Source organism: Dolichospermum circinale AWQC131C (genome assembly GCF_000426905.1).
Taxonomy (GTDB): Bacteria; Cyanobacteriota; Cyanobacteriia; order Cyanobacteriales; family Nostocaceae; genus Dolichospermum; species Dolichospermum circinale.
Map to the genome: position 1 here is coordinate 217,769 of NZ_KE384588.1, position 16,739 is coordinate 234,507.

Sequence of the window (16,739 nt, forward strand, 5' to 3'; positions counted from 1 at the left end):
CAAAGCATAATTAGGAGTATGTTAAAATACATAAATATTCTCAAATAGTGCAATTTCACAATGAAAAAATCAATTTCCCCAATTGCTGTAATTCTTAGCTGTGTATCTTTGATAGCTTGCGCTAGTGGACTAAAGGATACATTTAAAGAAGAGGCTGCTGCCACTGTAACACAAAATCAAACGAAAATTACTCTATTAGTAGCAACTCAACGACAGAATAAACAAGCATATTCTCTACAATCAGAAACAGAACAGAAGAAAGAACCTGTAGGTAAAAACCTAGACAAAAATAAGAATACTAAAAAAGGTGCAAATCAACAACCAAAGGAGGGAAGAGTAAAAGAAATAGTCAATGGTGATTTAATGTGTTATGTCACCTTAGTAGATAATAAAGGAATACAACACAATGTTGGCGCGAGTTTTGAAATTTGTGACGAGAAGAAGTTTTTGAATAAAAAAGTCCGCGTTACTTACAAAGTAGAATCAGTTAATGATTGTCAGAGTGCAGAACCCTGTGGAAAAACTCGTAAACAATCAATCATTACTAAAATGGAAGTTGTGAATAAAGTTTCCCAAAAAGATTCATACACCTTGAGTAATGGGAAATGGAAAATTGCTATTAGTAATAGCAACTCTTGGAATGGGGTGAATGGTACAGGAAATGTAAGTTATCAAGGATGTAATGCTAATGGTAAATGTGTGAGTTTAACAGGAGGTAAAGTTGTTTGTCGAGACGGTGTATGTCGTACAGTTTGGAAAGGTGGAAATTACACTTACATTTTAGAACAACCCATTACTGAAAATGGTAATGCTGATTCTACTTTGACAGTCAGAAAAGGTAAAACTGAGGTTTTGAAAGTTACAGGTTTGAAAGCTATACTTGATAGATAATCAAAAAAAACACCCCAGTTTATTTTTACTGAATTATTCAATGTTAATTGATTATTAGTTGTTGCATAATAGCGGTATGAATTGTGTTTTTCTCCTGAAATCAGCAACGCCAATTATTACTCTTCTGGGGTAAAATTTTGGTCAAGAAAATTAAGAGCGTGGTTGCGGAGTTCAAAATATTCCGTTGAGTTCCGCATGGCCATTCTATCTCTAGGATGTGCAAAAGGAACTGTTAAAATTTCTCCAATGTTTGCAGATGGTCCATTAGTCATTAAAATGATCCTATCTGACATATAAATTGCTTCGTCCACATCATGGGTAATCATCATAACTGCTTGACGATGATGTTCCCAAATATCTAATACTTGACGTTGTAATTTACCACGAGTTAAAGCATCTAAAGCACCAAAAGGTTCATCCATTAATAACATTTTGGGACGAATTGCTAAAGCTCTAGCAATACCTACCCTTTGTTTCATACCTCCAGAAATTTCATCAGGATATTTGTCAGCCGCTGCTGTTAAGTTTACCATAGCTAAGTGTTCATTGACAATGCTAATTTTTTCGGCGCGATTGGCATTTTTTAATACTTCATCTACAGCTAAACGGATATTTTCGCGGACAGTTAACCAGGGTAATAATGAGTAATTTTGAAATACCATCATTCTCTCTGCTCCTGGTTTACGAATCTCTTTTCCTTCTAAACGCACAGAACCAGAAGTAGCTTTTTCAAAACCGCCAATTATTTTTAATAATGTCGATTTACCGCAGCCAGAATGACCAATTACAGAAATATATTCATCTTCACCAATAGTTAAATTAATATTATTTAAGACGACAAATTTGCCTTTATCTGGGGTGGGATAAGATTTAACCAAGTTCTCAATTTCTAAAAATCCGTTTCGTTGTCTTTCTGTGGTATTATTATCTGTTAAAATTGGATATGCCATGATTAATCACCCTTGATCTAATTAACTTTTTTTAAGACATAAAAAATCGAGCCGGAGCATGAGCGCGGATATCAAAACTATGAAGATATCCTACAGGATCACTAGGATCAAATCCCTTTTTATCTATAAATGCCTCTGGGGGTTCAACCTTGTAATCATTTGTGGGACATTGAATACCCATTTCTGTGGCTATTTCCCGATATAAATCTGTTCTCCAACCTTTTGCGGCTATTTGTTCAGCGTTTTTAGGAATTTCTTGAATTTGTCCCCAACGGGCTGCTTGAGTCATTAACCAAAGACTGCGAGAACGCCATAAAAATGTTGAATGTTCTCCTATTTCACGGGGAATAGTGTTAGGAAGATCATAAAAGATTGTGGTATCATCTGCTTTGATAGTGCGGTCTTGACCATCAAAACCACCATAGTTGTAATTGCCAATAATTCCCGGTCCGGTAAACTTAGTAATAGGAACACCTGATTTTTTGGGTTTTGCACCAGTAAAAGCACGTTCTGTGAGTAATTCAGCTATTTGTTGACGATTTTCAGGTTGGCTACAATATTGACAAGCTTCTATCATGGCTTTTACTAAAGAACGGTAAGTTTTAGGGTAATTAATAATAAAAGATTCCATTACCCCTAATAGTCTGTCTGGGTGTCCGTGCCATATTTCCTTACCTTGGGCAAAAGTAAAACCAATACCTTCATTACCAGTAATTGCTCTAGTATTCCAAGGTTCAGCCACCATATAGGCTTGCATTGCGCCAATTCTCATATTTGTCACCATTTGTGGTGGAGGAACAATGATCACCCGAAATTCTTTAAGAGGATCAACACCCGCAGCAGCGGAAAGATAGCGAGCAAAATATTCATAAATGGCAGAACTGAGGACTACAGCCCAGATTTTCTTTTCTGGGGGTTGTTTGTCAAAATAACCGCGAAAGTCTCTTCCAAAGGCTTCTAAAGCCCCCTCAGCGTATTTTTGTTGATATTCGTACCAGGGACGGATACCATAGTCCCACATTTCCTTATTCATGGTCATAGCGTTACCATGTCGGTGGATAGTCATTGCAGCACATAGGGGAGCATGACGGGCACCCTCTGCGCCAATTCTAGCATTAGTGACAGCACCGGAGACGACAGGAGAAGCGTCGAGACGACCAAAAATCAAGCCGTCGCGGGAGGTAGCCCAACTAGCTTCCCGGTTGAGTGTGACATTTAAACCATATTTACGGAAAAATCCTTTTTTCCAAGCGATCGCAAATGGCGCACAATCATTAACAGGGACATAACCAACCGTAATATTAGGTTTCTCTAAATCTTGGGGTCTAACTACTGGTGTCACCGCTAAAGCTTCCTCTGTTAGTCCGTTAGCAGACCTATCTCCAGAAACAGCACAGGAAGATAATATAATTCCCGCAGTTGTCGCACCCATTCCTTTAATAAACTCTCGACGATTTAAATGACTTTCACTCATCATATTAATCATTAATAATTGAAAAATTCTCTTAAATCTCTCTGCGCCTCTGCGTGATCAAAAATCATTAACCTCCTGGACGGTGAGTAACTAACTCTTGAATTTTCCCCACAGCATAATCTAAAATCAACCCAGTTAAACCAATTATAAACACTGCTAAAAACACAGAACTCAGATTTAAACGACTCCATTCGTCCCAAACAAAAAAGCCAATTCCTATACCTCCGGTGAGCATTTCTACAGCTACAATTACTAGCCAAGCAATGCCTAAACTAATTCGCAAACCAGTAAAAATATAAGGTAAACTAGCAGGTAAAATGATTTTAGTAATTTGTCGCCAGCGGGGCATTTCTAGGACTTGCGCTACATCTAAATAATCTTTGGGGACGCTAGAAACTCCCAAAGCAGTATTAATAATTGTTGGCCATAGCGACGTAATGAAAATCACGAAAATAGCGGAAGGATCTGCTAAATTAAAAAGAGATAAAGAAATGGGCAACCAAGCCAATGGAGATACTGGTTTAAAAATCTGAATAATGGGATTAAAAGCCAGCATTGCCGGTCTAGACATTCCGATTAAAAAACCTAAAGGAATTGCGACTAATGCACCCAAACCAAATCCCAATATTACCCGGCGTAAACTGGCTAATAATAACCAACCAACTCCTAAATCACCCGGACCTCTTTCATAAAATGGATGTAAAATATAGTCCCAATTAGCAATTAAAGCTTCTGGTGGTGTAGGCATTAATTCATGATTAGCTAATGCTACCACCCACCATAATAAAATAATTCCTAAACAGCCTAAAGCCGGGAATAAAAAAGTGTCTTGAAAAATTATCGTTTTGGCTTTTCTCCACACAGTTTGACTAGCAACTGCTATAATGGCTGCTAAATTTAGTTGCAATATCATTTATTTTACCTCAGCAGAGTTAAGCGTGGGTACAAGGAAATTAAATTAGATAGTACCAACCTTGGACACTGATGAGATCAGAACAACATTATAATTAATTATAATTAATGATTATGATTCTGTCTCTTCAGTCTTTTCTCAATGCCTACGAAGTTAGCTGACGGGCTAGGGTTGAGAGATACCCCTTTTTACTTGATTTTAGAATGATTTTGAACTAGAAAGCGCAAATTAATCAACTCATCAAGACAAAAATACGCCCCACAATCTGGTTCCTCCGTTCCAGTGCTACTGTTGTCATGTACTGGACTAGGCTGACTTACTTGAAATTAATATTATGACTATAACATTGATATCTAGTGATAACATCAGTATTAATCATAAATATTAGTTACTTAACCACTGAATTTATCGCTTGCGGGGAGGGTTTGGGGGTGGGGTTCTTGTACCTCATAACATTGGGAAGTGCTGTAGGTGTGTACTTCATTAGATCGGTAAACGATATATAATATATAATGAGATGTTTTTTGTTATAATTCGATGTAATCAAAATTCAAATAAGATCATAAGAATTTGATTTATAATAAAAAAATATAAACTCTAATTAAGAGGTAAAATACCATGCTAAAAATACAACCTCCAACTGTAATTGATTTTCAACCAGCAATTACTGCTAAAGATAAGGATGATAAATCTATTTTAATGATAGATGTGAGATTTTCCGCTATGTATTCTTCCCCGGATCTTAATATCTTAAAAATGGAACAATACCAGCATATTCCTTTTTTAATGTTTGTTAATTCTAATGTCATGAGAATCTTTAAGAGTCCGACTTTTACAGAAGTAGCAAGATTGGACACGAAAAAGGTTTTAGAACATTATGATCCAGGCAGTATTGAAGGCATCATCTATCAATCTACTTTAATTACTCTAACTCAATCATGGTTAAGAGATTTAGCTTATCATTGGAAAAGTGAAACCCCCCCTTACATTAAGGAAATGAAGGAAATTGGCTTATTTACTCTTTTGTTTGATGGTACAACAGAGGAGTTAGAATTATTATGATTATTTATTTAGAAACTAATTCAATTATGGCAATTGCGAAAGGGAGAAATAAGGAATTAGAAAATTTTGTCTATGACTCCTCAGAAAATTTAAAGTTTGTTATTCCTAGTATTTGTTTAATGGAAACTCTGGTAGCGATAGAAAGAGAAGAAAAACGTAGTCAATCTTTTTCTCAAACTATTCAAATAGAAATGAATGAAGCTAAACGAAATAAAGAATTAACTAATTCTCAATCTTTTGCCAATTATTTAGAACTTTGTTTGATTGATTATGGAAAAGTATTACGGGATTTTAGAAAGCGTTTTTTGAATATTATCGAATATTTAAAAAATCATGGTGAATTAATTGAACCAAGCATTAAAATGTTAGAAGCTACTTTAAATAATCCTTTGCTACCTGGGAAAAATCAAAGAAGAGATGATTTTATTTTACAGGTTATTTTAGCTCATGCTGAAAATAATTTATCAACGGATAAAGTTTTTTTTAGTGAGAATACTAAGGAATTTGGTAATACTAATATTCAACAAGTATTAGCTAATTCGGGAATTAATTATTTTAGTAGAATCTCTAATTTAGAAGGATGGTTAAATAAACAATAAAAAATGCTAGATTGCATAATTAATCTTCAAATTCTTCTAATGGAGCATCAAAATTATCAGCAATAGAAATAATATCTTTGTCTGTACCAAATAAAAGAAATGATTTCTTTAGATAGTGAACTTTAACAGCTTTTATCATTGTCATCAATGGATATAATAAACGGGTTACAATCATTAACAAGAAGATTTTTATTAACCAAATTAGAAAATGATGAAAAATTATTGAATATATCTCCCATATTGAGAGAATATTTCAGAATTAATCATCATTAATTATACCAATAATACACCCTTCTTATCTTCGCGCCTCTGCGTCTTGTGCGTGAAAAAAATATTCAGTATAGTAAAACACCTACTTATTCCAAGCCGGATGACACAATAAGGAAGACATCACCCGCACCCCACGCAATTGATTAGAGAGGGGTAGATGACCTCTAGGGGCGGTTAAATCCCAGGTGAACCCGTGGGGGTATCTTGTCCAGTTATTACCATTCTTCCAGCCGATTTTCGGCCAGAGGTTAACCCAATTTTTATTTAAACCTAACCAAATTTCTCGTTGTACGGAAAAGCCGAATTTACCTTGTGAGTGAACTACCCAAAGTTGATTAATGGTGCGTAGGTCTTGAATTGGTAAACTTTCGACTTCTGTGAAGTATAGCCATTTTCTTTTTACTGCTTGAGAACCTGCTGCTTCACACATCTTCTGAATTGTCAAGAGGTCTGCTGCTTGAAAATCTTGATTTACAAGTAGCTTTTGCAAAGAATTGTAACTGATCCCACAGTCCGATTTTAGAGGTACAATTCCTTCAGGAAAGTTAGTTTGTAGAAATTCCTGACTTGTCGGTGCATCAGTATTGTAAATGACTTGGTAGACTTGGCCATCAATCCAAGTTGCTGGGTGGTCACGACGTTTCAGCAAAAATTCCTTCAATACCTCTAACCCATCATTACCCAAGTCAGCTAACTGCGGGATGATTTGTTGTTGGACTTTTTCGGACCCAGCGATTAACTTTTGGCGGAGGGAGTCAAGATCATTTGTAGTGCCTGATACAATCATTGGGTCTGTCATGCCATTACTCGTGTTAGCGTGAGCGTGAATAAACTATCTATTGCTATCGGTTATTCTACAAAATGAAGCACAAATAGCGAAAAGTAGTTTACTCCAAATCTTGGGGAAAGTTGGAAAACCCCGGAATGTGTATCTGAAAAAATCACCTCCGGTGGCTTTAGTGAAATCCTAGTCCACAATACTTTATCAGCTAAGGAGTTACATGATCCAGGAGTGACAGCATAAATACTCCTGACTTCTAAGTTGGTGAACTTCTTCTATTTGGAATGTGTTAACTATGTACGAAAAGATTACTCCTCCCACCACCGGCGCAAAAATTACCTTCAAAAACGGTGAACCGGTTGTTCCTGAAAATCCCATTATCCCATTTATTCGCGGTGATGGTACGGGTATAGATATTTGGCCTGCAACGGAAAAAGTGCTGGATGCCGCAGTCGCCAAAGCATATAATGGCACAAGAAAAATTAGCTGGTTTAAGGTTTATGCTGGTGATGAAGCTTGTGATTTATACGGTACATATCAATATTTACCCCAGGATACATTGACGGCTATTAAAGAATATGGCGTAGCAATTAAAGGACCTTTGACTACTCCCGTTGGTGGAGGGATTCGTTCTTTAAATGTTGCATTACGCCAAATCTTTGACTTGTATACTTGTGTGCGTCCTTGTCGTTATTACGCGGGTACTCCTTCTCCCCACAAAACTCCTGAAAAGTTGGATGTAATTGTTTATCGGGAAAATACGGAAGATATTTATTTGGGAATTGAGTGGAAACAAGGTAGTGAAATAGGGAATCGCCTCATCAAGATCCTTAACGAAGAGCTAATACCTGCTACATCTGAACACGGTAAAAAGCAAATTCCCTTAGATGCTGGTATAGGCATCAAACCCATCAGTAAAACTGGTTCTCAGCGTTTGGTTAGACGGGCGATTAAACACGCTTTGTTATTGCCCAAAGATAAGCAACAAGTCACCTTGGTACATAAGGGCAATATTATGAAATATACCGAAGGTGCTTTTCGTGACTGGGGTTATGAACTGGCCACTACGGAATTTCGTCAAGAAACTGTTACAGAACGGGAATCTTGGATATTAGGAAATAAAGAGAAAAATCCCAATATTTCCTCAGAAGAAAACGCCCGTCAAATTGATCCTGGTTTTGATGCTTTAACACCAGAGAAAAAAGCCCAAATTGTCAAAGAAGTAGAAACAGTTCTCAATAGAATTTGGGACAGCCACGGCAATGGCAAATGGCAAGAGAAAATCATGGTCAATGACCGCATTGCTGATAGTATCTTTCAACAAATTCAAACTCGTCCAGATGAGTATTCTATTCTGGCTACAATGAACCTGAACGGTGATTATTTATCTGATGCTGCTGCTGCTATTGTTGGCGGTTTAGGCATGGGTCCAGGGGCAAATATTGGCGATTCCTGCGCGATTTTTGAAGCCACTCATGGTACAGCACCAAAACACGCTGGGTTAGATAAAATTAACCCCGGTTCTGTGATTCTTTCCGGTGTGATGATGTTAGAATATATGGGTTGGCAAGAAGCCGCAGATTTGATTAAAAAAGGATTAGGTGATGCGATCGCCAATGGTCAAGTTACTTATGACTTAGCGCGGTTAATTGAACCACCTGTACAACCTTTAAAATGTTCTGAATTTGCCGACGCAATTATCAAACATTTCGGTTAATTTCTGTTATCCTGAAATCAAGTGTTGAGTTCCCCGACTTCCTGATAAAGTCGGGGAACTAGAAAATATGAGGATTACAATCACTAACTAGGTTATTTGTATGGTAATCAGTGCTTTCAAACTAAATTTAAACACAGTTAATTTTAGCGATGAACAGTTTTATCAACTATGTCAAAAAAACGGCGATTTAAAACTTGAACGCACATCTACGGGAGAATTAATTATTATGCCACCAGTGGGAGGAGAAAGCGGTAATCGAGAGGCAGATTTGATTATTGATTTAGGTGTTTGGAATCGGCAAACAGGACTCGGTTACACTTTTAGTTCTTCTACTATATTTAAATTACCAAATGGTGGCGATCGCTCTCCAGATGCAGCTTGGATTAAAAAAGAACGTTGGGAAACACTCACTCCTGAACAAAAACGCAAATTCCCCCCCATTGCACCAGATTTTGTCATTGAATTAAGGTCAGCAACAGACGATTTAAAAACTCTGCATCAGAAAATGCAAGAATATATGGATGCAGGAGTAAAACTGGCATGGTTAATAAATCCTCAACAACAAGAAGTAGAAATTTATCGTTTAGGAAAAGATGTAGAATTGCGAAATCTACCTACAAAATTATTAGGAGAAGATATCTTACCGGGATTTAGTTTGAATTTAGATTGTTATTAAAATACCCAATACTTTATCCCCATGCCAATCTTTGCGCTAAAATAAACCTGAAATGGGTAAAAATGACATTTTAGGGTCAAGTCTCTACAAAGGTTCTAGAAAATACACATTTAATTTTTGAAAATATGTTTCTGACAAATATCAAATATGTGTAAACTTAGGGGTTAAATTCCCATGTAGATAGCTGATTCAGTCCATAGCCATAGGTCAGATTATACTGTAAAGGCGTAATGCTGATATAATTCTTTTCAATAGCATGAATATCAAGAGGGATGTCCTTTGGTAAATTTAACTCTAGGGGTGGTTCTAGATTTTCTATCACCTCTCCAGTTAACCAGTAGTAAGTTTTACCTCTGGGATCAGTTCGCTTATTAAAAACATCCACGTAGCGTCTGACACATTGTCTTGTCAAGGTAACACCAGCAATTTCTTCCCAGGATATAGGAGGAACATTAACATTAAGTAACATTGATTCTGGCAGTGGTTGGGCGGCAATTTTGGCAACTAAGACTTCCGCAAATTTAGCCGCTGGTTGAAAGTCTTTATGAGTATGACTGGTTAAACTAAACGCAACACTAGGAATACCTTCAATTACCCCTTCCATTGCTGCCGAAACAGTCCCAGAGTAGAGAATTTCTGTCCCTAAATTTGCACCTTGGTTAATTCCAGATAGCACTAAGTCCGGTGCAGAATCTAATAAAGCCCATAATGCCAATTTGACACAATCGGAAGGTGTACCATCACAAGCCCAAGCTTTAATATCAGGATCAAAAACAGATTCTACTATTTCGGCGCGGATTGGTTGCAGTAAGGTTAATCCATGTCCTGTTGCCGATCTTTCTCGATCTGGACAAACTACTGTCACTTCATGACCCGCTGCTGCTAAGGTGTTGGCTAAGGTACGAATACCCAAAGCAGAAATTCCATCATCGTTGCTAATTAGTAATTTCATTATGTCCGTTGTTAGTTGTTAGTTGTCAGTTGTCATTAGAAAATAATATTACCTGTCCCCTGTCCCCTGTCCCCTGTTCCCTATTCCCTGTTCCCTACTATAGACTAATGACTAATCACCAATGACTAATAACTAATGACTAACAATTTAGAGGATCAACTTTTAGCATTACGCCAGGAAGGAGAAACAGCGATCGCTTCTGCTAATACCCTAGAACGCCTAGAAGAACTCAGAGTTAACTATTTGGGTAAAAAGGGGCAATTGGGGGCGTTATTGCGAAGTATGGGGCAAATGAGTGCAGAAGAACGTCCTAAGATTGGGGCGATCGCTAATATTGTTAAAGAAGCTATTCAAAACAGTCTTGACCAACAACGCACATTTTTAGAAGCGGCGCAAATTCAGGCACAGCTAGAGGCTGAAACCATAGATGTCACCATGCCCGGTATTTACCGTCCCCAAGGTCGGATTCATCCCCTCAATGGCATTATTGACCAAACCCTAGATATCTTTGTCGGCATGGGTTACACTGTTGCCCAAGGATCAGAAATGGAAACAGATTACTACAATTTTGAAGCTCTTAACACCCCCCCAGATCATCCAGCCCGTGATATGCAGGATACCTTTTATTTACCAGATGGTAATTTACTGCGAACTCATACTTCATCGGTGCAAATTCGCTACATGGAAAAGGAAGAACCACCCATTCGAGTTGTTGCCCCAGGTCGAGTATATCGCAGAGATGATGTAGATGCGACCCACTCAGCAGTTTTCCATCAAATTGAACTTTTAGCCATAGATGAAGGACTGACTTTTACAGACCTGAAAGGAACTGTCAAGATATTTTTACAATCAATATTTGGCGATTTACCAATTCGTTTTCGCGCCAGTTATTTCCCTTTTACTGAACCTTCAGCCGAAGTAGATTTACAATGGAAAGGACGTTGGTTAGAAGTTATGGGTTGCGGTATGGTTGACCCCAATGTTTTGAAATCTGTAGGTTATGATCCTGAAGTTTATAGTGGATTTGCAGCGGGTTTTGGTGTAGAACGTTTTGCAATGGTGTTACATCAAATTGATGATATTCGTCGTTTGTATAATAGCGATTTACGCTTTTTACAACAGTTTTAATATTCAGGCGGGAAAATCCCGCCTTTGATAATTATGAATTAAAACTCAACCAAAACTCAACCAAAACTCAACCAACCAAAAATCTCTTGAACCGTTAATTCTAAATTTATATTTTCTAGAACTGGTAATTTATCGTCACCTTCATATATTTCTATTTTTTGTCCAGGAAAGACAGCCAATACACTTTCTTCTTCTGGGTTTAATAACCAACCTAATTCAGTTCCATGGCGGGAACAATGCAATAATTTAGTTAAGACTTTTTTCTGTGGTTGTTCAGGAGAAAGAATCTCTATTACCCAGTCAGGATGAATTTCAAAACGGTTAGCAATTCTCCCAGATTCAGTTTTGGGAATTCTCTCCCACCGGAACACCGCAATATCAGGCACAATGGTACTACCACCAAAAGTACAACGTAGTTCTGGAAAGGCTATGGCAATTTTTTGACTTCTAGTGAGTCCATTGACAACTTCAATAAAAGTAGTCTGAATTAAGCTGTGTTCACCTTGTGGCATAGGTTTTTGTAGGATTTCCCCGTTAATAAATTCTGATGCTGGTTTAGTTTCTGGTAACTTGACAAAATCTTCTAGTGTAATCTGGCGTTCAGTGGCTATAGTCATAATTGGTAACTAGAAAGCATAGTTATATTATCAACGATAATGTTCAAAATTAGTTTTAAGAAAATATCTGTAAAATCAAGTACATTGGGTGTGTGATCACTAGCAAAGAAAGCGTAAATAAATTACTTATCAGTATCGGAATGTTTTTCGGTTCTATCATTGGTAGCTATAGGAATCCGGTTTGATTCTGTGAATTTTCGGTTGAGTTAGGAAACAGGGAACAAGGAAGAAGGATTTCAGTATGTACCGAGTTCTGTATGGCTACACCACGCAAGCTATCAAAAATCAAATAGGAATCCTATATATTCCGCTTTTATGGGATCTAAGTCTATTCTCAATTACCTCAATTCTATTCAATGTTGTTGGGGGGGAATTGTGGAAATATAGCTAGGTTATGGTACTTCCAAATATTTAAAGATTCTATGTAATTTGCGATAATTATTCATCATTAATTAAGTAGGGGCTTAGTAATGCTAAACCCCTGATTTTTACTATTTTATCAAACCAGTTATGAGAAAAAGTTCTCATTTTATAATCGCATCATGTTGAGAAAGCAACTTTTCTACTTTTGCTTCTTCAATACGGGAAATTAACTTTTTATTTTCATATAAATCTCTGGTAGTTTTTGCTAAAGTAAATGTAGAACCAACAGAAAAAGCTAAACCCATGCCCATAAATGCTTTTATCCAGTTGTCTGTGGGTAAATTGATAATACCAGAAGTAGTTATGGAAATAGACATAATAAAAGCTGCCCATGTTTGAAAAATCCAAGCAGGACTATCTTTTTGTTGATTAAATGTTTGCATCTTGCTCACCTTTTAATTATTCGCTAATAACATAATTATATTTATTAGTAAAAAATCTGGTGAGAGTAACCTACCAGTTCGGTAACTGTACTCAATTAAAATTACGAAAAGGGCAGCAAATACAGTAGTTATTGGTACAAAATTTGTACCAGTTTTGCAAATGGCACAAACTTGTAGACACAACCATAGTTTTCACTTAACTTCGCTGCCAAATTTTAATTGTTTTATCCAAACTTCCACTAACTAACATTTCCCCAGAATCAGTAAAGGATAAAGCTGTCACTGTGTGAGTATGACCTGTAAATGTCCCTAATAATTCCCCAGATTGTAAATGCCACAATTTGATGGTTTTATCAGCACTACCACTAGCAATAATTTGTGCGTCAGGACTTAAAGCAACTGCATTAACACTATCTCGATGTCCTTTGAGAGTATGAACTAATTCTCCAGTAGCTAAATTCCAAACTCGAATAGTTTGATCTTGACTACCACTGACTAAAAATTTAGCATCAGCACTAATAGCTAAGGAACTAACAATGTGAGAATGACCCATTAGGGTGTATATTGGTTGTGGATCTTGGGAATTTTTCTGATTTTGTTTTGAGGATGTTTCCCACACTTTGATTTTACGATAGCTACCCGTAATCAAAGTTCTGCCATCTTGACTTAACACCATTGAATGGGCTGCTGTATCATCTAAACATAGCGTATTTTCAACTTGGCGATCGCGCAAATTCCAAAATAGGATCTTGCGATCATGGCCACCAGTTGCTAACATCTTACCATCGGGTGTAAACGCCACACAACGCACATCTCCTCGATGTTTATGCAGGATATCAATGAGGTCTAACGCCCCAGTATGCCAAATTTTCACCGTGGAATCTGCACCTACAGTCACTAATGTTTGCCCGTCGGTACTAAAGGCCAAAGCATTAACTTCATCTACTAAGCCAGAAACCACCCAAGGATATTCTGATAATGTCTCAATTAATTCACCTTTGGCTAAATCCCATAATTTTGTTTCTCCCCTGCTACCACTAGCTAAAATCGGGATGGTTTTGACGTTTTTACACCTTACTTCTTTGACTACCAAAGTTTTGATAGCATAGGCTAAACAGTTAATACCTCTAGTATGTCCTTTCAATGTTTGCCAGTATTCCCAATCACCAATAATTTTCTTTTTTGGATGATCTGATGGTAAGGTTTGAATTGTCTCCACTACGGTTTTCTCATCAGTTATTGGTACATCATCTTGTTTTTCACCAAGAGATTGTAAATACCAATTTAATCCCCCAGCATACAACAAACTACTAGGATTTAAATAAGTCTTTGATTCTGGAAATTCTAGTTGATTTGTGGGTAAAAAACCAGTAATCACAGTTTGTTTTTTGTATCCTAATTGTGTATTTGCTGGATAAAACAAACACAGAAAAATTAATACCTGGTGGTTATTAATATCTTCTTGACTAACAGACCAACGGATTTTATCTTTTTTAATGCTGTTAAAACTCTCTCCATCTGCTACATGAATTTGAATACTCACCTTTGGATTATGAGTCAATAAATAAGTAAATTTACTTTGACTATCTAAATTTCCCTCATCATCTAAAACCATATTTTCTAAAGTGTCTTGTGGCACTTTTTTCACCAATTTTCCTAACCGTTCTGTCATCATCCGATCTACAATTTGTTCACGAACTAGATAATCCTCAGCTTGACGTTGAAAATAGGTAGGAAAGGGAATTATCCAATCAGGATATTCAGGATATTCAGGTGGTATCGGTGGCGGATTTTTGGCGAGAATTTCGGCTTGCTGACGGGAACATTCGAGAATCTTTGTTAATGACTCCCCCGTAAATGCCATGACTTCACTGTGATAACCTCTAACTTGACTTTCTAAAAGAGAAATATCCGCAGTTTTCGGTTTTTTGACACGGTTTAAGAAGTCAGTTTGTTGCGCTTTTAGTAAACTAATCCAATTCATCTGTATGATAGTGGCACGCCATTGCATACCCAAGATAACTTTTAACAATACAATTATTCAATTGATAACCTTTAGTTAAGTAAGAACTAAGAAATGATTACAGTCTAATAGAATACAAAAACTAGCGACATTGAATGGTAAATATCAACTCGTCAGGTGATTAAGCACTGGTTAAGATGTAGTGGGGGAGATTTCGATAATTTCCATGATTTCCATAAATTCTAACTACCTTAACTAATAATTTACTGTTTCCCTAGAAACAGTTCTCTTGCTTCTAGAAGTGTGCAACTTTAGAGAAAACTTTTTTTATTTTCAGACCTATGCAACCGCTTTGTTGTCATTCTCAGCCAAAATACAGCTGTAATTGACAGCATTTCCTAATCCACGGAGGTACATATCCGCGTTTATCTGCGTTTATCTGCGTTTAATTTCTAATCCCTGTAACCAAGTGAGATTAGAAATACAGCAGTTTCCGATATTATGAAGTACAGATATTAATGATAAAACTCTTGTGGTGAGGGCATCTTGCCCGCACAAAGTGTACCTCACTCAAGCTGAACTTTCTGTATTATAACCGCACTGAGAATGTATCATTACTCTCTTAAACCTCTCTTCTGCATATTTTCCAATAATTGATAAGTTTAAATTATTCGTTTTTAGAATTTCATAATTTTTTTAAAATTCGCTTTCAGAGTGAAAGGTGTTAGGACGGGGTTAGCTGTGGTAATATGTTCATATTGTTAATAATCGGATGTAAGCAAAATTTTTATTTAGGGATATATTCCCATTATAAAAATATCACTTCCAGAGAAAAAAGTCAATGGGTTTCAACCGAAAAAAAAGATTTTTTTCGATTCATAAGTTTTACTTATTATGTCTTATATTTTTTTATTATGTTTCTTATATTTGAAGAATAGAACTTACTTAGGCCAGATTTGACTAATCACCGACGTGGACTAGGGATAAAAGCTATTTTGGAGTAGGAGTAATTGATGAATTACACCTACTTTCCTGCTGTTTGGCGTAATTACGGAAATTGTGGGTAATTTAAGAACTAGATTTTTGTAACTTTTGTTTCCTCCGGCGTTTTTCTGTCGTGGTTACACCATGTTGTACTGGATAACCAGCGATAGGAATTACTTGATATTTTCTGTCTGCTTCTAGATTTTTCAGTTCAGTATAGTCAACCCAGTGGATACAATCAACAGGGCAGGTATCTATTGCTTCTTGAATTATCTCTTCTGTGTCCGCATCTTGACGAATTACACGCGATCGCCCATAATCTTCTTCAATGAAGAAAGTATTACGGGCAACATGAGCGCAATGTTTACAGCCAATACAAGTAATTTCATCTACATAAACGCCTTTCTGCCGAACCACACCGCCTAATTCTGGTTCTAACCCAGAACGTTCAGGAATATCTTGCCAAAAACTCCCCAGTTCTGGTTCTAAGCCAGAACGGTGATCTTCTTGTTCTTCTGGTGACGGCAGGAACTCAAGCATTACGTACTCCAGCGTTGTACTACTAGACGGATAGAACCATCTTCATTTTTTTGTTGTTCAGCTACTTGGAAGCCTACTTTAGTAGTTTCTTTAACTACCGTTTGATAAGCATAACCTTGGGTAACTTGACGCAAAAACCCATCTACAGATAGATTTTGCTGCCAATATTGTAAATCTGCAACTAATTCGTATTCTTGACCATTCCATCTAAAACCGATATCATAACCATTTTCCTGCTCAATTGTTACTTCTGCGGACTGAGTTTGACCACGATAACCGCGCACTTCACTAGGTCCTGGTTTCCAGTCTATTCCCAAGGCGGAAAGGGCATCTTGCAAGGATTCGAGATTGCGGATTTGTGTCTTGATTTGGCTAAAGTGTGACATAGTGGTTTGTAATCAAAAAAAATTAATTGG

17 protein-coding genes and 1 riboswitch are annotated in these 16,739 nt (G+C 36.9%); of the genes, 6 read left to right on the forward strand and 11 right to left on the reverse strand.

From position 1 onward, the window contains the following. The first annotated feature begins 60 nt into the window (after positions 1–60). Complete coding sequence (locus ACIR131C_RS0102330; RefSeq protein ID WP_028088910.1) at positions 61–891, forward strand: hypothetical protein; 831 nt, start codon at positions 61–63, stop codon at positions 889–891. A 116-nt stretch (positions 892–1,007) separates the two neighbouring features. Here the strand turns inward: ACIR131C_RS0102330 and ACIR131C_RS0102335 are convergent, their stop codons facing one another. The 3 genes from ACIR131C_RS0102335 to ntrB all read right to left on the reverse strand — a co-directional run bounded on the left by ACIR131C_RS0102335 (position 1,008) and on the right by ntrB (position 4,228). After that, positions 1,008–1,841 (reverse strand): ABC transporter ATP-binding protein, encoded by an 834-nt coding sequence (locus tag ACIR131C_RS0102335; protein ID WP_028084987.1) that lies wholly within the window; start codon positions 1,839–1,841, stop codon positions 1,008–1,010. 31 nt (positions 1,842–1,872) lie between these two features. Continuing rightward, positions 1,873–3,315, reverse strand: a complete 1,443-nt coding sequence (locus ACIR131C_RS0102340) for an ABC transporter substrate-binding protein (protein ID WP_028088911.1) — start codon at positions 3,313–3,315, stop codon at positions 1,873–1,875. Positions 3,316–3,382: 67 nt separating this feature from the next. Next, positions 3,383–4,228 carry a nitrate ABC transporter permease gene (gene ntrB / locus ACIR131C_RS0102345; protein ID WP_028088912.1) on the reverse strand — a complete coding sequence of 282 codons (846 nt, stop codon included), beginning with the start codon at positions 4,226–4,228 and terminating at the stop codon, positions 3,383–3,385. Positions 4,229–4,355: 127 nt separating this feature from the next. Continuing rightward, positions 4,356–4,551: riboswitch (cyclic di-AMP (ydaO/yuaA leader) on the reverse strand. A 295-nt stretch (positions 4,552–4,846) separates the two neighbouring features. Between ntrB and ACIR131C_RS21695 the strand changes: the two genes are divergently transcribed. Continuing rightward, positions 4,847–5,290: a hypothetical protein gene (locus ACIR131C_RS21695; RefSeq protein ID WP_028088913.1), complete on the forward strand. Its 444-nt coding sequence runs from the start codon at positions 4,847–4,849 to the stop codon at positions 5,288–5,290. Further along, positions 5,287–5,889 (forward strand): PIN domain-containing protein, encoded by a 603-nt coding sequence (locus ACIR131C_RS23820; protein ID WP_028088914.1) that lies wholly within the window; start codon positions 5,287–5,289, stop codon positions 5,887–5,889. The genes ACIR131C_RS21695 and ACIR131C_RS23820 overlap by 4 nt, the downstream gene beginning before the upstream one ends. A gap of 19 nt (positions 5,890–5,908) precedes the next feature. Here ACIR131C_RS23820 and ACIR131C_RS25900 read toward each other — a convergent pair whose 3' ends face one another. Further along, positions 5,909–6,064 (reverse strand): hypothetical protein, encoded by a 156-nt coding sequence (locus tag ACIR131C_RS25900; RefSeq protein WP_196811710.1) that lies wholly within the window; start codon positions 6,062–6,064, stop codon positions 5,909–5,911. A gap of 177 nt (positions 6,065–6,241) precedes the next feature. Then, positions 6,242–6,958 (reverse strand): GUN4 domain-containing protein, encoded by a 717-nt coding sequence (locus ACIR131C_RS0102365; protein WP_028088915.1) that lies wholly within the window; start codon positions 6,956–6,958, stop codon positions 6,242–6,244. A gap of 277 nt (positions 6,959–7,235) precedes the next feature. Between ACIR131C_RS0102365 and ACIR131C_RS0102370 the strand changes: the two genes are divergently transcribed. Further along, positions 7,236–8,657 (forward strand): NADP-dependent isocitrate dehydrogenase, encoded by a 1,422-nt coding sequence (locus ACIR131C_RS0102370; protein WP_028088916.1) that lies wholly within the window; start codon positions 7,236–7,238, stop codon positions 8,655–8,657. Between the two features lie 100 nt (positions 8,658–8,757). After that, positions 8,758–9,333 (forward strand): Uma2 family endonuclease, encoded by a 576-nt coding sequence (locus ACIR131C_RS0102375; RefSeq protein WP_028084996.1) that lies wholly within the window; start codon positions 8,758–8,760, stop codon positions 9,331–9,333. A gap of 157 nt (positions 9,334–9,490) precedes the next feature. On the opposite strand, the gene surE is transcribed toward ACIR131C_RS0102375, so the two are convergent. Beyond that, entirely contained in the window at positions 9,491–10,285 is a 795-nt protein-coding gene (gene surE, locus ACIR131C_RS0102380; protein WP_028088917.1) for a 5'/3'-nucleotidase SurE, read from the reverse strand. 135 nt (positions 10,286–10,420) lie between these two features. Between surE and pheS the strand changes: the two genes are divergently transcribed. Then, a complete protein-coding gene (pheS, locus tag ACIR131C_RS0102385) occupies positions 10,421–11,413 on the forward strand; it encodes a phenylalanine--tRNA ligase subunit alpha (RefSeq protein ID WP_028084998.1) in 993 nt (330 codons plus the stop codon). A 56-nt stretch (positions 11,414–11,469) separates the two neighbouring features. Here pheS and ACIR131C_RS0102390 read toward each other — a convergent pair whose 3' ends face one another. From ACIR131C_RS0102390 to ACIR131C_RS0102410, 5 genes are all read right to left on the reverse strand, one after another. Beyond that, positions 11,470–12,030 carry a Uma2 family endonuclease gene (locus ACIR131C_RS0102390; protein ID WP_028088918.1) on the reverse strand — a complete coding sequence of 187 codons (561 nt, stop codon included), beginning with the start codon at positions 12,028–12,030 and terminating at the stop codon, positions 11,470–11,472. A 524-nt stretch (positions 12,031–12,554) separates the two neighbouring features. Then, complete coding sequence (locus ACIR131C_RS0102395) at positions 12,555–12,836, reverse strand: YiaA/YiaB family inner membrane protein (RefSeq protein ID WP_028085000.1); 282 nt, start codon at positions 12,834–12,836, stop codon at positions 12,555–12,557. A gap of 196 nt (positions 12,837–13,032) precedes the next feature. Beyond that, entirely contained in the window at positions 13,033–14,847 is a 1,815-nt protein-coding gene (locus ACIR131C_RS0102400) for a WD40 repeat domain-containing protein (RefSeq protein WP_231395374.1), read from the reverse strand. 1,020 nt (positions 14,848–15,867) lie between these two features. Then, positions 15,868–16,323: a ferredoxin gene (locus ACIR131C_RS0102405; protein WP_028088920.1), complete on the reverse strand. Its 456-nt coding sequence runs from the start codon at positions 16,321–16,323 to the stop codon at positions 15,868–15,870. After that, the gene (locus ACIR131C_RS0102410; protein WP_028085003.1) at positions 16,323–16,709 is read right to left on the reverse strand and encodes a DUF1257 domain-containing protein; all 387 of its coding nucleotides are present in this window, start codon (positions 16,707–16,709) and stop codon (positions 16,323–16,325) included. Before ACIR131C_RS0102410 ends, ACIR131C_RS0102405 begins: the two co-directional genes overlap by 1 nt. Between the last annotated feature and the right edge of the window lie 30 nt (positions 16,710–16,739).

Coding starts and splice junctions, on each gene's coding strand:
- ACIR131C_RS0102330 (WP_028088910.1), top strand. CDS start 61: ATGAAAAAATCAATTTCCCCAATTGCTGTAATTCTTAGCTGTGTATCT.
- ACIR131C_RS0102335 (WP_028084987.1), bottom strand. CDS start 1,841: ATGGCATATCCAATTTTAACAGATAATAATACCACAGAAAGACAACGA.
- ACIR131C_RS0102340 (WP_028088911.1), bottom strand. CDS start 3,315: ATGAGTGAAAGTCATTTAAATCGTCGAGAGTTTATTAAAGGAATGGGT.
- ntrB (WP_028088912.1), bottom strand. CDS start 4,228: ATGATATTGCAACTAAATTTAGCAGCCATTATAGCAGTTGCTAGTCAA.
- ACIR131C_RS21695 (WP_028088913.1), top strand. CDS start 4,847: ATGCTAAAAATACAACCTCCAACTGTAATTGATTTTCAACCAGCAATT.
- ACIR131C_RS23820 (WP_028088914.1), top strand. CDS start 5,287: ATGATTATTTATTTAGAAACTAATTCAATTATGGCAATTGCGAAAGGG.
- ACIR131C_RS25900 (WP_196811710.1), bottom strand. CDS start 6,064: ATGATTGTAACCCGTTTATTATATCCATTGATGACAATGATAAAAGCT.
- ACIR131C_RS0102365 (WP_028088915.1), bottom strand. CDS start 6,958: ATGACAGACCCAATGATTGTATCAGGCACTACAAATGATCTTGACTCC.
- ACIR131C_RS0102370 (WP_028088916.1), top strand. CDS start 7,236: ATGTACGAAAAGATTACTCCTCCCACCACCGGCGCAAAAATTACCTTC.
- ACIR131C_RS0102375 (WP_028084996.1), top strand. CDS start 8,758: ATGGTAATCAGTGCTTTCAAACTAAATTTAAACACAGTTAATTTTAGC.
- surE (WP_028088917.1), bottom strand. CDS start 10,285: ATGAAATTACTAATTAGCAACGATGATGGAATTTCTGCTTTGGGTATT.
- pheS (WP_028084998.1), top strand. CDS start 10,421: ATGACTAACAATTTAGAGGATCAACTTTTAGCATTACGCCAGGAAGGA.
- ACIR131C_RS0102390 (WP_028088918.1), bottom strand. CDS start 12,030: ATGACTATAGCCACTGAACGCCAGATTACACTAGAAGATTTTGTCAAG.
- ACIR131C_RS0102395 (WP_028085000.1), bottom strand. CDS start 12,836: ATGCAAACATTTAATCAACAAAAAGATAGTCCTGCTTGGATTTTTCAA.
- ACIR131C_RS0102400 (WP_231395374.1), bottom strand. CDS start 14,847: ATGCAATGGCGTGCCACTATCATACAGATGAATTGGATTAGTTTACTA.
- ACIR131C_RS0102405 (WP_028088920.1), bottom strand. CDS start 16,323: ATGCTTGAGTTCCTGCCGTCACCAGAAGAACAAGAAGATCACCGTTCT.
- ACIR131C_RS0102410 (WP_028085003.1), bottom strand. CDS start 16,709: ATGTCACACTTTAGCCAAATCAAGACACAAATCCGCAATCTCGAATCC.